The following is a 20338-nucleotide window of genomic DNA, read 5'->3' as shown; positions in this document are numbered from 1 at the left end:
GGGAGGCGGGCAAAGGCGCTAGTCGCGAACCCGCGTGAAACGGTGCAACAGCCACGCCAACGGGATCGTCAGCGCCAGCGTCGCGACGAACAGATAAAGCATCGGCCCGGTGTAGACGCGCGCGCCCACCACGTAGTCCATCGCGAATTCCATGGTGATCAGGTGGATCAGGAAGATTTCGTAGGAGATCTCCCCCAGCCACACCATGGGGCGGCTGGCCAACAGCCGCGAATACCATCCGTGATCCCCCAGCGCCAAGGGCGCCACCGCCAGTGCGGCGATCACGGCATAAAAACAGGTCTTGAACAACGCCTCGCTCAACGTCGCCGGGGAGGTGGTGGGCGCGCCGGCGATGGGTGTGGACGCGATGAAATAGCTGATGATCGCCAGCGGGATGGCCACAAACCCGTACGCGCGCACGCCCATCTCCTGCAACACGGTGAGCATCATGCCGGCGAGGAACCAGGCCAAATAGGTGGGCAGCCACAGCCGGGCGCCGTCGGGGAACCAGTGGTCGGTGTGCACGAGAACCAGCCACGCCGGGCTGATCAACGCCATCGCCGCGAGGGCGCCCAGCACCAGCTTCGGCTGCCATTGACGCCGGCATATCAACACCAGCAGCAGGTAGGCCAGCAGCGGGAGGATGACGTAGAACGAGGCCTCCACGGCCAGGCTCCACATCTGGGTCAGCCCCTGGTGCAGATACTTGCCCAGGTAGCCGTTGCAGTAGATCTGGGTCAGCGTCAGGTTGCGCGCCAACCCCAGCCACGAGTGCCCGGGGTTGGGCCCCGCCTCGCGGTAGTGGTACAGCACGTAGGCGAACAACACCGTGACGACGTAGGCGGGCATGATGCGCCGAACCCGGTGCCACGCATAGCGACTCAGCGACGGCGGCGGGCCGCCGGTTGCGGCGGACTTCACCCACGGGCGGAACAACAGGTAACCGGACAGCACGAAGAAGATCGGCACCCCGATCTCCATCCGGGAACCGACCAGGCCCCAATAGCCGTGGGTGTATTTGCCGGTGGTGTAGGCCGCGTGGGTGCCGACGACGAGCAGCGCGGCGACGGCCCGGACGCCCGTCAGCGAGGCGACGCGGTCGACGCGCGAGGTCTGCTCGAGTCCGCCCTGGGCGTCCTGTTCTTCGGACAGCGTCATTCGCCGTGTTTCCTGCGCGGTTTCCCGCCGTCCCGGCCGCCGCGGGCCTTGGCTGAGGACCTGTCCGGCTGAAGGTTGATCAACACCCCCGAGATGCGGGTCTGCTCAAGCCTTTTGAACGTCGACTTGGGCAACTTGGCCGGCAGTTCCACCAACGAGAAGTCCGGGCCGATCGCGATGTGGCCGAAGTCGCTGCGATGCAGCCCTCCCTCGTTGGCGATGGCGCCCACGATGGCGCCCGGACCGATCTTGTGGCGCTTGCCCACCGCGATGCGATACGTGGCGAACGGCCGTGTAGACCTTGGCTTTTCGGGGCGGTCGCGGCGCTCGGTGCGCCGCTCGCGACGCTCGGGCGGAGGTTCGGGCGACATCAGGAATTCCTCGCCGTCGCGGGATTGCAGGGCCAGCGCGGCGGCGATATCGGCCATCGGGGTGTCGTGTTCGCGTTCGTAGTCCTGGACCAGCTTGCGGAACAGGTCGATGCCGGGGGCCCCGAGCGCGGTGGTGATCGAATCGGCGAACTTGGCCACCCGTTGCGCGTTGACGTCCTCGACGGTGGGCAAGGCGGTTTCGGTGAGCGTTTGCCGCGTGGCCTTTTCGATCGCCTTGAGCAGGTGGCGCTCTCGCGGCGAAACGAACAGCAGCGCGGTGCCCGAACGTCCGGCCCTGCCGGTGCGCCCGATCCGGTGCACGTACGACTCGGTGTCATGCGGGATGTCGTAGTTGAGCACGTGCGAGATCCGCTCCACGTCGAGTCCGCGTGCGGCCACGTCGGTGGCGACCAGGATGTCGATGCTGCCGTCCTTTAAGGCGGCGACGGTCCGCTCGCGCTGGCCCTGCGGGATGTCCCCGTTGATGGCCGCGGCGGAGAAACCTCGCGCCCTTAGCTTTTCGGCGACTTCCTCGGTGGCCTGTTTGGTTCTGACGAAGACGATCATCGCCTCGAACGGCTCGACCTCGAGCACCCGGGTCAGCGCGTCCATCTTGCGGGGACCGGCGACCTGGATGTAGCGCTGCGAGATGTTCTCGGCGGTCGCGGTTTTCGCCTTGGTGCTGACCTCGAGCGGGTCGTGCAGGTACTTGGTGGTGAGCTTGCGGATCGCGGGCGGCATGGTCGCGGAGAACAGTGCCACCTGCTTGTATTCCGGGGTCTCCGACAGGATGCGATCGACCTCTTCGGCGAAGCCCATGGTGAGCATCTCGTCGGCCTCGTCGAGCACCAGGTAGTCGACGTGGGACAGGTCCAGCGTCCCCCGTTCGAGGTGGTCGATCACCCGGCCGGGCGTGCCGACCACCACGTGCGCCCCGCGCCGCAGCCCGGCCAGCTGCACGCTGTAGGACGAGCCGCCGTAGATCGGCAGCACGTTGATCTTGGGCAGGTGGGCTCCGTACCGGCTGAACGCCTCGGCGACCTGCAGGGCCAGCTCCCGGGTCGGGGCGAGCACCAGGGCTTGGGTGGCGGTGCTGGTGACGTCGATTTTGGACAGGATCGGGATCGCGAACGCGGCGGTCTTGCCGGTGCCGGTCTGCGCCAGCCCGACCACGTCGGAGCCCGCCATCAGCGCCGGGATCGTCGCGGCCTGGATACCGGTGGGTGATTCGTAGCCGACGTCGGCAACCGCCCGCAGCACCGAGGGGTGGATCTGCAGGTCGGCAAACGTCGTAGAGGCAGCCCCGGTCGAGCTGTCTGAGAGGGTCATCGCCCAAGAAGTCTAGTGGTGACCGGCTGTCCGGCGGTCCGCGTGATCATCAGCACAGCCGAGCGGGCCTCGGCCACGCCTGCCACACCCGCGGCGCCGATGACGGTACGGTGCGTCGATGTGTGGTCGCTACCGTGTCGTACCGAGCCACTGACCTGCTCGGCCGCTGTTGCATTGATCGCCGCCACTTTGACCGGCTGCGGTTCAGGAGATTCCACAGTCGCAAAGACACCGCAGGCAAGGACTTCTGAGACCCCGTCGATCACGGCCCCGGCCACGCCATTGCCGGCCGCCCAGCCGGGCAACGCGCCACCGGCCGATCCATGTGCGGTCAACCTCGCCTCGCCCACCATCGCGAAGGTGGTGTCCGAACTGCCACGCGACCCGCGCAGCCAGCAGCCGTGGAATCCCGAGCCGCTGGCCGGCAACTACAACCAGTGCGCGCAGCTGTCGGCGGTGATCATCAAGGCCAACACCAATGCGGTCAGCCCCACCACCCGCGCGGTGCTGTTCCACCTCGGTCAATTCATCCCGCAGGGCGTCCCCGACACCTACGGCTTCAACGGCATCGACCCGGCGCAAACCACGGGCGACACGGTGGCGCTGACCTATCCGGGCGGGATCCAGGGCCTCAACACCCACGTGAAGTTTCATTGGAACGGCAACGCCGTCGAACTGATCGGCAATACGCCCGCGCACTGATCCCGGGCACGCCCGCCCGGCGCGACCATCGTGTCGGAGCCCTGTCCTACAGTGGCTCCAGTGTTCGTGACCGGCGACAGCATCGTTTACAGCGCGTCGGACCTTGCCGCCGCCGCCCGCTGCGAATTCGCGCTGCTGCGGGATTTCGACGCCAAACTCGGCCGCGGGCCGGCGACCGCGATCGAGGACGAACTGCTCACGCGGACAGCCACCCTCGGCGACGAGCATGAGCGGCGCGAGCTCGCCCGATTGCGCGAGCGATTCGGCGATGCCGTCGCGGTCATCGGCCGCCCGGCCTACACACCCGCGGGGCTGGCGGCGGCCACCGACGCGACGCTGCGCGCCGTCGCCGACCACGCCCCCGCGGTGTATCAGGCCGCGATGTTCGACGGCCGCTTCCTCGGATTCGCCGACTTTCTGGTCCGCGACGGCGAGCAGTATCGGGTCGTCGACACCAAGCTGGCCCGCTCCGAAAAGGTGACCGCGCTGTTGCAACTGGCCGCCTACGCCGACGTGCTGGCGGCCTCGGGTGTGCCCGTCGCGCCCGAGGCCGAACTGCGGCTCGGCGACGGAACGGCCGTGCGGCACCGCGTCAGCGACCTGGTCCCGGTCTACCGATTGCAGCGGGTGCGGCTGCAGCGGCTGCTCGACGACCACCATGCGAGCGGCGCCGCGGTGCGATGGGACGACGAAAGCGTGGCCGCCTGTTTTCATTGCCCGTCGTGCATCGAGCAGCTGCGCGCCGCCGACGACGTGCTGTTGGTCGCCGGTCTGCGGGTAAGCCAGCGGGACAAGCTGTTCAAGGCCGGCATCACCACCGTCACCGAACTTGCCGCCCACAGCGGGCCGGTTCCCGAGCTGGCCGCGGGTGTCGTCACCGCCTTGACCACCCAGGCGAAACTGCAAGTGCGCCAACGCGATACGGGCGTTCCGCAGGTCCAGGTCATCGACGCGCAGCCACTGGCGCTGCTCCCCGAGCCGGACCCCGGTGATTTGTTCTTCGACTTCGAAGGCGACCCGCTGTGGACCGCCGACGGCCGCGAGTGGGGCCTGGAATACCTGTTCGGCGTCTTGGAGGCCGGGCCTACGGGCAGGTTTCGCCCGCTGTGGGCGCACAACCGGGCAGACGAACGCAAGGCGCTGACCGATTTCTTGGCGATGGTGGCCAAGCGGCGCAGGCGCCGCCCCAACATGCACATCTACCACTACGCACCCTACGAGAAGACCGCGTTGCTGCGGCTCGCCGGGCGCTACGGCGTCGGCGAGGACGAGGTCGACGAACTGCTGCGCAGCGGCACGCTGGTCGACCTTTATCCGTTGGTGCGCAGGAGCATTCGCGTCGGCGCGGAGTCATTCAGCCTCAAGGCGCTCGAACCGCTCTACATGGGGTCACAACTGCGCGCGGGCGACGTGACCACGGCGACCGGTTCGATCACCTCCTACGCGCGCTATTGCGAACTGCGCGCGGAGGGCCGCGGCGACGAGGCCGCCTCCGTGCTCAAGGAGATCGAGGACTACAACCACTACGACTGCCGGTCGACACAGGAACTGCGTAACTGGCTGATGTTGCGCGCCTACGAATCCGGTGTCGTACCGATCGGCGCCCAGCCCGTCGGCGACGGCAACACCGTCGAGGACCGCGACGAACTGGCGGTGACCCTGGCGGCGTTCACCGGGGCCGCCGGCATCGACGAGCGCACCCCGGAGCAGACGGCGGTGGCGCTGGTGGCCGCCGCGCGCGGCTACCACCGTCGCGAGGACAAGCCCTTCTGGTGGGCGCATTTCGACCGGTTGAACTTCCCGGTCGACGAATGGGCGGATAACACCGACGTGTTCGTCGCTGAGCGCGCGTCCGTCAGCGTCGACTGGCACACACCTCCCCGCGCGCGCAAACCCCAGCGGCGGCTGCAGCTACGCGGCGAACTCGCGCGTGGCGACCTGAAAAGCGACGTATTCGCGCTCTACAACCCGCCGGCGCCGCCGGGCATGACCGACAACCCGGACCGGCGGGCGGCCGGACGCGCCTCGGTCATCGAGGCCGACGATCCGGCGGTGCCCACCGAGGTGGTGGTCGTTGAACGAGTTGGCAGTGACGGCAACACCTTTGACCAATTGCCTTTTGCGCTGACTCCCGGCCCGCCCATCCCCACCACCGCCCTGCGGGAATCGATCGAGGCGACCGCCACCACGGTGGCCGCCGGATTGCCGCAGCTGCCGCACAGCGCCGTGGTCGACGTGCTGCTGCGCCGAGCGCCCCGGACGCGCAGCGCTGATCCCCTCCCGCACGGCGGTGACACCGTCGCCGACATCACCGCCGCGCTACTCGATCTGAACTCGTCGTACCTGGCGGTTCATGGGCCGCCCGGAACCGGCAAGACGCACACCGCCGCCCGGGTCATCCACGACCTGGTTACCCGACACGGCTGGCGCGTCGGTGTTGTCGCGCAATCGCACGCCACCGTGGAGAACCTGTTGGACTGTGTGATCGACGCCGGTCTGGATCCGCAGCGCATCGCAAAGAAGCGCTACGACCGCCAGTCCCCGCGCTGGCGGGAGATCGATGGCGGCGCGTACGCCGCCTTCCTGGCTGACACACCGGGATGTGTGATCGGCGGCACCGCATGGGATTTCGCCAACGCCAATCGGATACCGCCGAAAAGCCTTGACCTGCTGGTGATCGACGAAGCGGGCCAATTCTGTCTGGCCAACACCATCGCGGTGGCCCCGGCAGCTGACAACCTGCTGCTGCTCGGGGATCCGCAACAGTTGCCGCAAGTCAGCCAGGGCACCCATCCAGAGCCGGTGGACACCTCGGCGCTGGATTGGCTGGTCGACGGTCAGCGCACCCTGCCCGAGGAACGTGGTTACTTCTTGGACCGCTCCTACCGAATGCATCCGGCCGTCTGCGCCGCGGTTTCGGCGCTCTCTTATGAGAACAGGCTGCAGTCCGACGACTGCACGGCCGCCCGCCGCCTCGATGGGTATTCACCTGGCGTGCAGCTACTTTCGGTAGAGCACCAAGGGAACTCGACCGAGAGCCCCGAGGAGGCGGCCGCCATCGTCGCCGCGATCGGACAGCTGCTCGGCGCGGCGTGGACCGACGAGCATGGCACCCGAGCCTTGACCGCCGCCGACGTGCTGGTGCTGGCGCCTTACAACGCCCAGGTGGCGCTGCTGCGCCGCCGCCTGACCGCGGCGGCGCTCGGCGGGGTCCGGGTGGGGACGGTCGACAAGTTCCAGGGCGGACAGGCGCCGGTGGTGTTCATCTCGATGACGGTGTCGTCCATGGATGTGGTGCCACGCGGAATCTCGTTTCTACTCAACAGGAATCGGCTCAACGTCGCGGTCAGCCGGGCTCAGTACGCAGCCGTGATCGTGCGCTCGTCGTCACTGACGGAATACTTGCCCGCCACACCAGCGGGCCTGATCGACCTGGGCGCCTTCCTGGCGCTGACCCAACCCGATCTGCGGTAGACCGGCTAACCGCTCGAGGAGTGCCGGCCCGACCCGGTGGGGTCGTCGTCCGGATCGGGACGGTGGTGTTGACCTCGCAGCGATTCGCCTTCGGTGAAATAGTGGCCCGCCGATCCATTGTGGTGGCGACGCGGCGGCCGGGTGAGCCGATCACCCGGTGGCATCGATTTGGGCGGGCGCCGCACCGCCACCTGGCGAAGGCGTTTGCCGCTGTCCACACGAGAACCGTTGTGGGCATAGCCAATTGGTTGGACCTTTGGTTCATCGAATGCGTTGTGCCACGAATCGGCCCGAGGCGGCACTTCGCTACGCCGTGGCTGCGGGGGATCGAGCCGCGGCGGCGCGGGTTGGCTCGACTGCCCGGCGTCGGGTTCGCGCACCAGCACCAATTCGACGTACTCGTCGTCGTCATAGTCGTCGTCGACGACGTCATCGTCGGGCCCGAGCAGATCGTCGCCGCCCCTACCGTTGTCGGTCCACGGCGCAGAGCCGACCAGGAACAGTGCGGCGATGATCCCGAACAATGCGATGAATGCGGGCAACAGCACCGATTGCGACATCGCGGCCGAGAACGGTTCGCGCAGGAATTCGGGCAGCTGCAACGCCAAGGCACCCTCGTCGGTGGCCCCGCCGGACGGCTGCCGCGGCATCTCGACAGTAATCCGCCAGGTCATGAACGCGGCCATGCCGGCGCTGCCCAGCACCGCGCCCAACTGGCGCACGGAGTTGTATACCGCGGAACCCGCGCCCGCCAGCTCCGGCGGCAAATTCCGCGTCGCGGTGGCGGTCAGCGGTGACCACACGCACGCCATCCCCACACCCGTCGCAAAGAACGGCAACACCAGCCGCCAAATCGGCGTCGTCGGCGACATCTCGAAGGTCAGCCACGTCAGCGCAATCGCCAGCACCGAGAACCCGAAACCGAGCACCGGCAGCGGATGGTATTTGTCGACGATCTTGCCGACGAACGGGGCGAAAACGCCGTTGGCGATCGCCATGGGCGCGATCAGCAGAGCCGAGCGCGTCGGCGAGAGCCCGCACACGGCCTGCGCGTAGAACGTGAGCGGCAACATCATTGCCGTCGCGGCGAAGGAGATGACGGCGACCCCGACGTTGCACACGCTGAAATCGCGGTCACTGAAGATCACCAACGGAATCAGCGGCTCGTGCGCGTTCAGCGACTGCCAGAACGCGAAGGCCGTCATGAATCCGACGCCCGCGACGATCAGCGCCCAAATCCACGGTTGCCAATGTTCGGCCTGCCCCTGTTGCAGTCCGAACACGATCAGGAAGATGCCGATGCCGGACAGCGCGACCCCGATCAGGTCGAAGCGGTGCGACTGGGTGGGCAGCACCGGAATCAGCCAATAAGCCAATCCCAGCCCGATGACACCGATGGGGACGTTGACGAAGAAGATCCACTGCCACCCCAGGCCGTCGACCAGCACCCCGCCGGCCAGCGGGCCGACCAAGCTGGCGACGCCGGCGGTGGCGCCCCACAGGCTGACCGCGACGCCACGCCGCTGCGCCGGGAAGATTCGGGTGATGGTCGACAAGGTCTGCGGAGTGAGCAGCCCGGCGCCGACGCCCTGCACGACGCGGGCCGCGATCAGCATGGTGGCGCTGCCGGCCAACCCGCACCACACCGAGGAGATGGTGAACACCACCAGGCCGAAAAGGTAGAGATTCTTGGGACCGAACCGGTCACCCAGGCGCCCGGCCACCAGCAACACGACCGCATAGCCCAGCAGGTAGGCGCTGGTCACCCAGACCACGGTGTCGTAGCCGATGCGCAAGCTGGCCATGATGGTCGGGTTGGCAATGGCGACGATGGTCGAGTCGACCATGATCATGAAAAAGCCGATCATCATCGCCCACAGCGGGTTCCAGGGGTTCTGCGACTGCGGCGAGCTCTGGGTGAAGAAATCCCAGCGGTGGGCGGACCGCGCCGGCCCGGATCTCGCGCGCCGCGCTCCCCCGGGCGTGCGGGGCGTAGCCGTGGTCATCCACCCCACCTCGTTTCGCTCCCGACGATGCCGTTACGCCGCATCGGCCCGTCCGGTCGATCGGCCTGAACTCCCAGGTCATCGACCGCGCGCGCGGCGAACCGTTCACCACGACGACCGGCCGGCGGCACGGCCGTCGCAGACATCCAGCCTGCATTATTCCCGGCGGCGCAAGAGGGCCGGCAGCCACGGATCCGGTGGGCGTCGATAACGGCGTCAGGATTTGGCGCGGGCACGTTAGCCTGAAAGAACCCCATTTGCAGGAGAGACACTATGCGGGCCCGACGGAACAGGTCGCCGAAGCGGTTATTCACCATGGCCAACGCGGGAGAGGCGCCGACCGGCAAGAACGGTCGACCCAAGATGTCCGCGCGGGCGTTGGCGCAGGTCATCGAGCGCAGCTCGCGGATACAGGGCCCCGCCGCCGAGGCCTATGTGACCCGGCTGCGCAACGCCGATCCCGATGCCAGCCCGGCCGAGATCCTGGCCAAGCTGCAGAAGCGCTACGTGGCCATGGTGACGGCCGGCGGTGTTGCGGTGGGAGCCGCGGCGACCGTCCCCGGAATCGGCACGTTGAGTGCCCTGTCCGCGGCGGCGGCGGAAACGGTGACGTTCCTCGAGGCCACCGCGTTCTTCGTGTTGGCGGTCGCGGTGGTCCACGACATTCCGGCCGATCACCGGGAACGGCGCCGCGCCCTGGTGCTGGCGGTGCTTGTCGGTGACAACAGCGAGCAAGCCGTCACGCAGTTGATCGGTCCGCGGCGCACCAACGGCGGCTGGATCTCCGAGAGCCTGGCCGCGCTTCCGCTGTCGTCGATGTCGGGACTGAACTCGCGGCTGCTCAAGTCGTGGGTCAGGAAGTACACGGTGCGGCGGGGCGCCCTGTTGTTCGGCAAACTGCTGCCGGTCGGGATCGGGGTCGTGGTGGGAGCGGTCGGCAACTACCTCGCCGGCAAGAAGATGGTCCGCAACGCCAACCGGGCGTTCGGCCCCCCACCCGGGCGCTGGCCCCGCGCGCTGCATCTGGTGCCCCCGATCCACGAAGCCGGCTGACCCGCCCCGAGGCCCCGGTCCGCCTGGCAGATTGGTGGCGAGAGGTTAGCCTTTATAGGGCGGCAGCAATGGGTACCGCCATGGATATGAGGTGCTCGGCCCGCCGGGCAGACGAGGGTGCAGGCACCGCGCGATAGCTGCGGTGGCCCTGTAGGACAAAGGGATTGAGGCGAACTGCGGTCGTGAGCAACATAAGTTCACCATTCGGTCAAAACGAATGGCTGGTCGAGGAGATGTACCGCAAGTTCCGCGATGACCCCTCGTCGGTGGATCCGAGCTGGCACGAGTTCCTCGTCGACTACAACCCCGAGCCGACGGGCGAGGCGGCGACGGCCACCCCGACCAGCGGCGATGGCCGGCCGGCCGTGGCCCCCGCCAAGCCGGCCGCAGCGGCCCCCGCCAAGCCGGCCGCGGCGGCCCCCGAAAGCCCCAAGCCCGCGCCCCCCGCCAGCACGGCGCCCCCCGCCAGCACGGCCGCCGGCAACGGGGTCCCGGCGCGCCCCGCGCCGGCGAAGGCCGCCGCCCCCCCGCCGGCCGAAGGCGACGAGTTGCAGACGCTGCGCGGCGCCGCGGCGGCCGTCGTCAAGAACATGTCGGCGTCGCTGGAGGTGCCGACGGCGACCAGCGTGCGCGCCGTTCCCGCCAAGCTGCTGATCGACAACCGGATCGTCATCAACAACCAACTCAAGCGCACGCGCGGCGGCAAGATCTCGTTCACCCACCTGCTCGGGTACGCGCTGGTGCAGGCGATCAAGAAGTTCCCGAACATGAATCGGCACTACGCCGAGGTCGACGGCAAACCCACCGCCGTCACCCCGGCGCACACCAACCTGGGCCTGGCGATCGACCTGCAGGGCAAGGACGGCAAGCGTTCCTTGGTGGTGGCCGGCATCAAGGGCTGCGAGACCATGCGGTTCGCGCAGTTCGTCACCGCCTACGAAGACATCGTGCGGCGGGCCCGCGACGGCAAGCTGACCGCCGAAGACTTTGCCGGCGTGACGATTTCGCTGACCAACCCGGGCACCATCGGCACCGTGCACTCGGTGCCGCGGCTGATGAACGGCCAGGGCGCCATCATCGGCGTCGGCGCCATGGAGTACCCCGCCGAGTTCCAGGGCGCCAGCGAGGAACGCATCGCCGAGCTGGGGATCGGCAAGCTGATCACGCTGACCTCGACCTATGACCACCGCATCATCCAGGGCGCGGAATCCGGCGACTTCTTGCGCACGATCCACGAGATGCTGCTCTCGGATGCGTTCTGGGACGAGATCTTCCGCGAGCTGGGCAACCCGTATCTGCCGGTGCGCTGGAGCACCGACAACCCGGACTCGATCGTCGACAAGACCGCCCGGGTTATGGAATTGATTGCGGCCTACCGCAATCGCGGCCACCTGATGGCCGACATCGACCCACTGCGCTTGGACGGCAGCCGGTTCCGCAGCCACCCCGACCTCGAGATCCTCAACCACGGCCTGACGCTGTGGGATCTCGATCGGGTGTTCAAAGTCAACGGCTTCGCCGGTTCCGAGTACAAGAAGCTGCGCGATGTGCTGGGCCTGCTGCGCGATGCCTACTGCCGGCACATCGGCGTGGAGTACACCCACATCCTCGATCCCGAGCAGCAGGAGTGGCTGCAACAGCGCGTCGAGACCAAGCACGTCAAACCGACGGTGGCCGAGCAGAAGTTCATCCTGAGCAAACTGAACGCGGCCGAGGCCTTCGAGACCTTCCTGCAGACCAAATACGTTGGGCAGAAACGGTTTTCACTCGAGGGGGCGGAAAGCATCATTCCGATGATGGACGCGGCGATCGACCAGTGCGCCGAGCACGGGCTCGACGAGGTGGTCATCGGGATGCCGCACCGTGGCCGGCTCAACGTGCTGGCCAACATCGTCGGCAAGCCGTACTCGCAGATCTTTTCGGAGTTCGAGGGCAACCTCAACCCCGCGCAGGCGCACGGCTCCGGCGACGTCAAATACCACCTGGGCGCCACCGGCGTTTACCTACAGATGTTCGGCGACAACGACATTCAGGTGTCGCTGACCGCCAACCCGTCGCACCTGGAAGCCGTCGACCCGGTGCTGGAGGGCCTGGTGCGCGCCAAGCAGGACCTGCTGGACCGGCGCGCCGAGGACCAGGGGGACGACAAGGCCTTCTCGGTGGTGCCGATGATGCTGCACGGCGACGCGGCGTTCGCCGGTCAGGGCGTGGTCGCCGAGACCCTCAACCTGACCCACCTGCCCGGTTACCGCGTCGGCGGCACCATCCACATCATCGCCAACAACCAGATTGGCTTCACCACCGCGCCGGAGTACTCACGGTCCAGCGAGTACTGCACCGACGTCGCGAAGATGATCGGGGCGCCGATCTTCCACGTCAACGGCGACGACCCGGAGGCGTGCGCGTGGGTGGCCAAGCTGGCAGTCGACTTCCGGCAGGAGTTCAAGAAGGACGTCGTCATCGACATGCTGTGCTACCGCAAGCGCGGGCACAACGAAGGCGATGACCCGTCGATGACCAACCCCGCCATGTACGACGTCGTCGACATCAAGCGCGGGGTCCGGAAGAGCTACACCGAGGCCCTGATCGGCCGCGGCGACATCTCGATGAAGGAAGCCGAGGACGCCCTGCGCGACTACCAGGGCCAGCTCGAGCGGGTGTTCAACGAGGTCCGCGAGCTGGAGAAGCACGGCGCGCTGCCCAGCGAATCGGTGGAGGCCGACCAGATGCTGCCCGCGGGCCTGTCCACCGCGGTGGACAAGGCGTTGCTGGCCCGCATCGGTGACGCGTTCCTGGCGCTACCCGAGGGCTTCACGGCGCACCCGCGGGTGCAGCCGGTCCTGGAGAAGCGCCGGGAGATGGCCTACGAGGGCAAGATCGACTGGGCCTTCGCCGAACTGCTGGCGCTCGGCTCGCTGGTGGCCGAGGGCAAGCTGGTGCGCCTATCGGGGCAAGACACCCGGCGCGGCACCTTCTCGCAGCGCCACTCGGTGATCATCGACCGCAACACCGGCGAGGAGTTCACGCCGCTGCAGCTGCTGGCGACCAACCCCGACGGCACCCCCACCGGCGGCAAGTTCCTGGTCTACGACTCCCCGCTGTCGGAATACGCGGCCGTCGGCTTCGAGTACGGCTACACCGTGGGCAACCCGGACGCGCTCGTCCTGTGGGAAGCCCAATTCGGGGACTTCGTCAACGGCGCGCAGTCGATCATCGACGAGTTCATCAGCTCCGGCGAGGCCAAGTGGGGCCAGCTGTCCAACGTGGTGCTGCTGCTGCCGCACGGCCACGAAGGCCAGGGCCCCGACCACACCTCCGGCCGCATCGAGCGCTTCCTGCAGCTGTGGGCAGAGGGTTCGATGACGATCGCGATGCCCTCCACGCCGTCCAACTATTTCCACTTGTTGCGCCGGCACGCCCTCGACGGGGTGCAGCGCCCGCTGATCGTGTTCACGCCCAAGTCGATGCTGCGCAACAAGGCGGTGGTCAGCGACGTCAAGGACTTCACCGAGATCAAGTTCCGCTCGGTGCTCGAAGAGCCGACCTACGAGGACGGCATCGGCGATCGCAGCAAGGTCAGCAGGGTCCTGCTGACCAGCGGCAAGCTCTACTACGAGTTGGTGGCCCGCAAGGCCAAGGACAACCGGGACGACGTGGCGATCGTGCGGATCGAGCAGCTCGCCCCGCTGCCGAAGCGCCGGCTGGGCGAAACGCTGGACCGCTACCCGAGCGTCCAGGAGTACTTCTGGGTTCAGGAAGAGCCGGCCAACCAGGGCGCGTGGCCGCGCTTCGGCCTGGAATTGCCCGAGCTGCTGCCCGACAAGCTGACCGGGCTCAAGCGGATTTCCCGCCGGGCGATGTCGGCCCCGTCGTCGGGCTCGTCGAAGGTGCACGCCGTCGAGCAGCAGGAGATCATCGACACGGCCTTCGGCTGATTCGCCGTTCACACCCGAAGAAAGTGGGACCGCCGGTACCGGCTAGCCTCGACGCAAACGGGCCGACTAGGAAGGGTGCTCATGCAAGGATTCGCCGGCAAGGTCGCGGTGGTGACGGGCGCGGGTTCGGGTATCGGGCAGGCGCTGGCCGTCGAGTTGGGGCGCTCGGGGGCCAAGCTGGCCATCAGCGACGTCGACCTCGAAGGGCTGGCCCAGACCGAGGAGCAGCTGAAGGCGATCGGCGCCCAGGTCAAGGCGGATCGCCTCGACGTGACCGAACGCGAAGCGTTCCTGGCCTACGCCGACGCGGTCAAAGAGCACTTCGGCACGGTCAACCAGATCTACAACAACGCCGGGATCGCCTTCACCGGCGACGTCGAAGTCAGCCAGTTCAAGGACATCGAACGCGTGATGGACGTCGACTTCTGGGGCGTGGTCAACGGCACCAAGGCGTTCCTCCCGCACCTGATCGCCTCCGGCGACGGGCACGTCATCAACGTCTCCAGCGTGTTCGGGCTCTTCTCGGTGCCGGGGCAGGCGGCCTACAACTCGGCCAAGTTCGCCGTCCGCGGCTTCACCGAGGCGCTGCGCCAGGAGATGGTGGCCGCCGGCCACCCGGTGGCGGTGACCACGGTGCACCCGGGCGGCATCAAGACCGCGATCGCCCGCAACGCCACCACCGCCGAGGGCCTCGATCAGGCCGAGCTGGCCAAGTTGTTCGACAAGCGGCTGGCCAAGACCACCCCGCAGCGCGCGGCCCAGATCATCCTCGACGCGGTGCGCAAGAAGAAGGCGCGGGTGCTCGTCGGCGCGGACGCCAAGGTGTTGGACATCTTGGTGCGCCTGACGGGTTCGGGGTATCAGCAGCTGTTCGGCCCCGTCATGGGCCGGCTGCTGCCCAAGCAGTGATCGATCTCTCAGTGTGACGGGCGCGCGCGTTCACCGTTTCGCCCTGCGCTAGCCACCATCACTGGTAACGATTAGCCTCAACGCGGTCAAGCCTGGTCGAGGGAGTGTTGCATGGATGGGTTCGCCGGCAAGGTCGCCGTGGTCACGGGCGCGGGCTCGGGCATCGGCCAGGCGCTGGCGGTCGAGCTCGGTCGCGCCGGCGCCAAGGTCGCGATCAGCGACGTGGACACCGCAGGGCTGGCGCAGACCGCAGAGCAACTGGCGGCGATCGGCGCACCGGTCAAATCCGACCAGCTCGACGTGACCGAGCGCAGCGCCTTCCTCGCTTACGCCGACGCGGTCAACGAGCACTTCGGCGCGGTCAACCAGGTCTACAACAACGCCGGCATCACGTTCATCGGATCCATCGAGGACAGCCGGTTCAAGGACATCGAGCGCGTCATCGACGTCGACTACTGGGGCGTCGTCAACGGCACCAAGGCGTTCCTTCCGCACCTGATCGCCTCCGGGGACGGACACGTCATCAACATCTCGAGCGCGCTCGGCCTGTTTTCCGCGCCCGGCCAGGCGGCGTACGTCTCGGCCAAGTTCGCCGTCCGCGGCTTCACCGAGGCGCTGCACCAGGAGATGGCGCGCGCCGGTCACCCGGTGCGGGTGACGACAGTGCATCCGGGCGGCATCAAAACCGCGTTCGCCCGCAACGCCACCGGCGTCGAGGGGCTCGACCACGCCGAGTTGGCCAACCTGTTCGAGGAACAGCAGGCCAAGACCACCCCGCAGCGTGCGGCTCAGCTCATCCTCGAAGGGGTGCGCAAGAACAAGGCCCGGGTGCTGGTTGGGCCGGACGTCAAGGCGATGGACCTGGTCGTGCGGCTGACGGGTTCGCGGCCGGAGCTGCTGCTGGGCGGGCCGGTGATGAGCCGGCTTCAGCAGGTCGTGCACCGGCTGCTGCCCAAGCGCTGATTTGTTCAGCGGCCCAGCGGGTGCTCGGCTAACCAGCCGGCCGCCACCGCCTGCGGGTCGGCGCCGGCACGCACTTGCCGGCGCATGTCGACCAGGGCCGCGGTGTCGAGCACGCCGGCCACTTCGTTGATCGCCAACACTTGCCGTTCGCTGAGCGCGTTGCGCCGATACAGCGGCACCACGTTTTCGGCCCGGATCAGCGTGGGCTTGGTGTCGGCCAGCGCGACCAGGTCGGCGGGGACACCCGGGTCGGCGGTGGTCGTCCATGCCGCGGTCAGCCGTCCGGACGCGACCGCCGCGAACATCGTTGTGCCATCCGGGAATTCACGCGGATCCGGAAGGCGGCAGGGGCCGATGGCCGACGGCGCCCGGTGGCCGGCGACGGTCCCGAGGACGAGATCGGCGCAGTGCCGCGGCAGCGTGCTCAAGTCCGCGCTGACGTCGCTGCCGCCCCATGACTTGGCGGTGGCCCGGCTCACCAACAGCACGGGTTTGTCCTCGGCGGCCGTCGTGTAGTCGCCCGCCACGATGCCCTCGGGTAGGGCGGCGATCATCGCTCGGTAGACGTCTTTGTCGGACATCGCTGTGGCGCTTGGCTGCAGGCGTTGCAACACCCGGCCGGTGAAGGCGGGAACGACGGTGATTGCGCCCGAATCCAATTCGGCCTTCGGGTCGGTGGTCGGCTGGAACCGCGCGCCGAATCCGTAGGACCGCAAGGCGGCCACGTAGATGCCGGCCAGCAGCGCCGATTCGGCATCAGACCGGGACCCGACCACGACCTCCGCGCGGGCGCGAGGATCGCCGCCGGTGTCGGTCGCGCAACCGGAAACGGCGAGTATGGCGGCGAGCAGCGGTGCCGCCAGCCTGCCGATTTTCACCCCCCGGAGACGGAAATGTCGGCGGCGATCGCCACGGCCGCGGCAACCGCCTCCCCGACGCGCAGGTCCAGCGGGCTGGGGACGATCCGGTCGGGGGCAAGGTCGTCGCTGACGACGGAGAAGATCGCCTCGGCCGCGGCGACCATCATCTTCTCGGTGATCCGGCGGGCACCCGCCTCTAGCGCGCCGCGGAACACCCCTGGGAATGCCAGCACGTTGTTGATCTGGTTCGGGAAGTCGCTGCGGCCGGTGGCCACCACCGAGGCGTACTTGGCCGCGATCTGGGGGTGGATCTCCGGATCGGGGTTGGACAGTGCGAACACGATTCCGTTGGGTGCCATCGTGGCGATCATCTCTTCGGGGACCACGCCGCCCGACAGGCCGAGGAACACGTCCGCGCCGCGGAGGGCTTCCGCCGCGCTGCCGGTCAGGCCGTCGGGATTGGTGCGCCGCGCCAGGGCCGCCTTGACGTCGTTCATGTCGTCCCGAGCGGTGTGCAGGATTCCGCGCGAGTCGAGGACGGTGATGTCCGAAACACCCATCACCATAAGGAGATTGGTGCACGCGACACCGGCGGCCCCGGCCCCGGACACCACCACCTTCAGCGAGTTCATGTCCCGGCCGAGCAGCTTGCTGGCGCCCATGAGCGCGGCCAGCACCACGATGGCCGTGCCGTGCTGGTCGTCGTGCATCACCGGGCAGTCCAGGGCCTCGATGGCCCGGCGTTCGATCTCGAAGCAGCGCGGCGCGGAGATGTCCTCGAGGTTGACGGCGCCGAACGTCGGGCGCAGGCGCACCAGGGTTTCGACGATCTCGTCGGGATCCTTGGTGTCGAGCACGATCGGGATGGCGTTCAGCCCGCCGTACGCCTGAAACAGGGCGCACTTGCCCTCCATGACCGGCAGCGACGCCGCGGGCCCGATGTCGCCCAGGCCGAGCACCGCGCTGCCGTCGCTGACGACGGCCACCAGCCGGTTCGCCCAGGTGTAGCGGGCCGCCTGAGCGTGGTCGGCGGCGATCGCGCGGCTGACCTGCGCCACGCCGGGGGTGTAGGCGATCGACAGCGCGCGCTGGGTGTCCAGCGGGGACGTCAGGCTCACCGAAAGCTTGCCGCCTACGTGTGCCTCGAAGATCTCGGCATCGGTGATCGCACCATGCTCGGCCTGCGTCTGTATCGATTCAAGCAATTCGGACACGGGGTTCAGGGTAAGGCCTACCCATTAGTAGGCCTAATTGGTGATCTGGGTCATACTCCGGCGTTAGATCAGCTTGAGCTCGGTGACCGCGGTGCGCTCCTCCACCAGCTCGGCGGTGGTCTTGTCGATGCGCCCCTGGGAGAACTCGTCGATCTCCAGGCCCTGCACGATCGACCAGTTGCCGTCCTTGGTGGTCACCGGGAACGACGACACGATGCCTTCGGGCACGCCGTAGGAGCCGTCGGAGTAGACGGCCATCGACACCCAGTCGCCCTCCGGGCTGCCGAGCAGCCAGGAGCGGGCGGCGTCGACGGTGGCCGAGGCGGCCGACGCGGCCGAGGACGCGCCGCGGGCGTCGATGATGGCCGCGCCGCGCTTGGCGACGGTCGGGATGAAGTCGTTCTCGATCCAGGCCTGGTCGTTGACCACCTCGGCGGCATTCTTGCCGCCGATCTCGGCGTGGAAGATGTCGGGGTACTGGGTCGCGGAGTGGTTGCCCCAGATCGTCATCTTCTTGATGTCGGTGACCTTGGCGCCGGTCTTTCGGGCCAGCTGCGAGATAGCCCGGTTGTGGTCCAGCCGGGTCAGCGCCGAGAACCGCTCCTTGGGGATGTCGGGGGCGTTGCTCAGCGCGATCAGCGCGTTGGTGTTCGCCGGGTTGCCGGTCACGCCGATGCGGACGTCGTCGGCGGCAACCTCGTTGAGCGCCTTGCCCTGGGCGGTGAAGATCGCGCCGTTGGCCTCCAGCAGGTCGCTGCGCTCCATGCCCGGGCCGCGCGGCCGCGCCCCGACCAGCAGGGCCAGGTTGACGCCGTCGAAGATCTTGTTCGCGTCCGCGCCGATCTCGACGCCGGACAGCAGCGGGAAGGCGCAGTCGTCGAGCTCCATCACGACGCCCTCGAGCGCCTTGAGCGCGGGCTCGATCTCCAGGAGACGCAGCTCGATCGGGCGGTCGGGGCCCAGCAGCGAGCCACTGGCCAGGCGGAACAAGAGGCTGTAGCCGATCTGGCCGGCGGCGCCGGTGACGGCGACCTTGAGAGGACTTGCGCTCACGTCGATGTACTCCTTGTGGAGAAGGTCGTGCGGATTCCGGTTTCGGCTCGAAACTAGCGCACCCTTTTTCGATCGCATTCTCCGGTCCGCTACCAGGGCTGATCGTCAGGCTTTGAACAGCCGGGACGCGTAGCATGGAGCACCGCCTGGTCGGGACCTGCGCTGCGAGGGAGGTGGATGTGTTCCAAGGATTCGACGCACTGCCCGAAGCGCTTCGGCCCCTCGCGCAGGAACCCGAACCGCAGCCGGGCGCGCGACCGGCCAAGGAGACGCTCGTCGACTGCGCCGTCTACGCCGACGGCCACCGGCTGCCCGGCAAGATCGGTTACGCCGCCTCCCTGGACAAGGTGCGCGAGATCGAAGCGCAGGGGCACGAAGGGTTCGTCTGGGTGGGCCTGCGCGAACCCAGCCAGGCCCAGATGCAGGAGGTGGCCGACGTCTTCGGCCTGCACCCGCTGGCCGTGGAAGACGCGGTGTGCGCCCATCAGCGGCCCAAGGTGGAGCGGTACGACGACACCCTGTTCCTCGTCCTCAAGACCGTCAATTACGTCCGGCACGAATCGGTTGTGCTGGCCCGTGAGATCGTCGAGACGGGCGAGATCATGGTCTTCGTCGGCCGCGACTTCGTGGTCACGGTCCGCCACGGTGAACACGGCGGACTGTCCGAGGTGCGCAAGCGGATGGACGGCGACCCCGAGCAGATGCGGCTGGGCCCCTTCGCGGTGATGCACGCGATCGCCGACCACGTGGTGGACCACTACCTCGAGGTGAGCAGTTTGATGTTGTCCGACATCGACAGCATCGAGGGTTTGGCCTTCGCGCCGGGCAGCAAGATCGACGTCGAGCCGATCTATCTGCTCAAACGCGAGGTCGTCGAGCTCCGCCGGTGCGTCAACCCGCTGTCGGCCGCGTTCCACCGGATCCAGGTGGAGAACAAGGACGTGATCTCCAAGGAGTTGCGGCGCTATCTGCGCGACGTCGCCGACCACCACTCCGAGGCCGCCGACCAGATCGCCAGCTACGACGACACCCTCAACTCGTTGATCCAGGCCGCGTTGGCTCGCGTCGGGATGCAGCAGAACAACGACATGCGCAAGATGGCGGCCTGGGCCGGCATCCTGGCGGTGCCCACCATGGTCGCCGCCATCTACGGGATGAACTTCCGTTTCATGCCCGAGCTGACTTGGACGTGGGGCTACCCGGGGGTGATGGCGGTGATGGTCGTCGTCTGCCTGGTCCTGTATTTCCAGTTCCGCAACCGCAACTGGCTCTGACGCTTCCTCGCCGAGCGTGTACTCACGGCGACGAAAT

Annotated in this window: 13 protein-coding genes; 7 read left to right on the top strand and 6 right to left on the bottom strand. The window is 67.8% G+C overall.

All coding sequences use genetic code 11. From position 1 onward, the window contains the following. Window positions 1–18: 18 nt before the first annotated feature. Window positions 19–1158 (bottom strand): acyltransferase family protein, encoded by a 1140-nt coding sequence (locus OCQ_RS06390; protein ID WP_014382023.1) that lies wholly within the window; start codon window positions 1156–1158, stop codon window positions 19–21. Next, the gene (locus OCQ_RS06385; RefSeq protein WP_014382022.1) at window positions 1155–2858 is read right to left on the bottom strand and encodes a DEAD/DEAH box helicase; all 1704 of its coding nucleotides are present in this window, start codon (window positions 2856–2858) and stop codon (window positions 1155–1157) included. The genes OCQ_RS06390 and OCQ_RS06385 overlap by 4 nt, the downstream gene beginning before the upstream one ends. Window positions 2859–2957: 99 nt before the next feature. Between OCQ_RS06385 and OCQ_RS06380 the strand changes: the two genes are divergently transcribed. Beyond that, the gene (locus tag OCQ_RS06380) at window positions 2958–3560 is read left to right on the top strand and encodes an LppP/LprE family lipoprotein (protein WP_036390547.1); all 603 of its coding nucleotides are present in this window, start codon (window positions 2958–2960) and stop codon (window positions 3558–3560) included. Between the two features lie 60 nt (window positions 3561–3620). Next, window positions 3621–7034, top strand: coding sequence for a TM0106 family RecB-like putative nuclease (locus OCQ_RS06375; RefSeq protein ID WP_014384069.1), 3414 nt, complete (start codon window positions 3621–3623; stop codon window positions 7032–7034). A gap of 5 nt (window positions 7035–7039) precedes the next feature. Here OCQ_RS06375 and OCQ_RS06370 read toward each other — a convergent pair whose 3' ends face one another. After that, window positions 7040–9040, bottom strand: a complete 2001-nt coding sequence (locus OCQ_RS06370) for an MFS transporter (RefSeq protein WP_014384068.1) — start codon at window positions 9038–9040, stop codon at window positions 7040–7042. Window positions 9041–9313: 273 nt separating this feature from the next. Between OCQ_RS06370 and OCQ_RS06365 the strand changes: the two genes are divergently transcribed. The 4 genes from OCQ_RS06365 (at window position 9314) to OCQ_RS06350 (ending at window position 15900) form a co-directional block, all read left to right on the top strand. Further along, window positions 9314–10093, top strand: coding sequence for a hypothetical protein (locus OCQ_RS06365; RefSeq protein WP_029385054.1), 780 nt, complete (start codon window positions 9314–9316; stop codon window positions 10091–10093). A gap of 182 nt (window positions 10094–10275) precedes the next feature. Continuing rightward, entirely contained in the window at window positions 10276–14028 is a 3753-nt protein-coding gene (locus OCQ_RS06360; protein WP_014384067.1) for a multifunctional oxoglutarate decarboxylase/oxoglutarate dehydrogenase thiamine pyrophosphate-binding subunit/dihydrolipoyllysine-residue succinyltransferase subunit, read from the top strand. 81 nt (window positions 14029–14109) lie between these two features. Beyond that, complete coding sequence (locus OCQ_RS06355) at window positions 14110–14937, top strand: SDR family NAD(P)-dependent oxidoreductase (RefSeq protein WP_008254671.1); 828 nt, start codon at window positions 14110–14112, stop codon at window positions 14935–14937. A gap of 111 nt (window positions 14938–15048) precedes the next feature. Further along, window positions 15049–15900, top strand: coding sequence for an SDR family NAD(P)-dependent oxidoreductase (locus tag OCQ_RS06350; RefSeq protein WP_014384066.1), 852 nt, complete (start codon window positions 15049–15051; stop codon window positions 15898–15900). 5 nt (window positions 15901–15905) lie between these two features. Here OCQ_RS06350 and OCQ_RS06345 read toward each other — a convergent pair whose 3' ends face one another. The 3 genes from OCQ_RS06345 to OCQ_RS06335 all read right to left on the bottom strand — a co-directional run bounded on the left by OCQ_RS06345 (window position 15906) and on the right by OCQ_RS06335 (window position 19027). Further along, on the bottom strand, window positions 15906–16778 hold the full coding sequence (locus OCQ_RS06345) for a glycine betaine ABC transporter substrate-binding protein (protein WP_008254666.1): 873 nt from the start codon (window positions 16776–16778) through the stop codon (window positions 15906–15908). Continuing rightward, window positions 16775–17974 (bottom strand): NAD(P)-dependent malic enzyme, encoded by a 1200-nt coding sequence (locus OCQ_RS06340; protein WP_008254665.1) that lies wholly within the window; start codon window positions 17972–17974, stop codon window positions 16775–16777. Before OCQ_RS06340 ends, OCQ_RS06345 begins: the two co-directional genes overlap by 4 nt. A gap of 63 nt (window positions 17975–18037) precedes the next feature. Next, window positions 18038–19027, bottom strand: coding sequence for a malate dehydrogenase (locus tag OCQ_RS06335; protein ID WP_008254662.1), 990 nt, complete (start codon window positions 19025–19027; stop codon window positions 18038–18040). Between the two features lie 179 nt (window positions 19028–19206). Here OCQ_RS06335 and corA point away from each other — a divergent pair, with 179 nt between their 5' ends. Beyond that, a complete protein-coding gene (gene corA, locus OCQ_RS06330) occupies window positions 19207–20301 on the top strand; it encodes a magnesium/cobalt transporter CorA (protein ID WP_008254660.1) in 1095 nt (364 codons plus the stop codon). Window positions 20302–20338: the final 37 nt, after the last annotated feature.

The organism is Mycobacterium paraintracellulare, assembly GCF_000276825.1.
GTDB classification, from domain to species: domain Bacteria; phylum Actinomycetota; class Actinomycetes; order Mycobacteriales; family Mycobacteriaceae; genus Mycobacterium; species Mycobacterium intracellulare.
The sequence above is the reverse complement of the archived record's forward strand: the minus strand, read 5'-3'. Positions and strand labels throughout refer to the sequence as shown.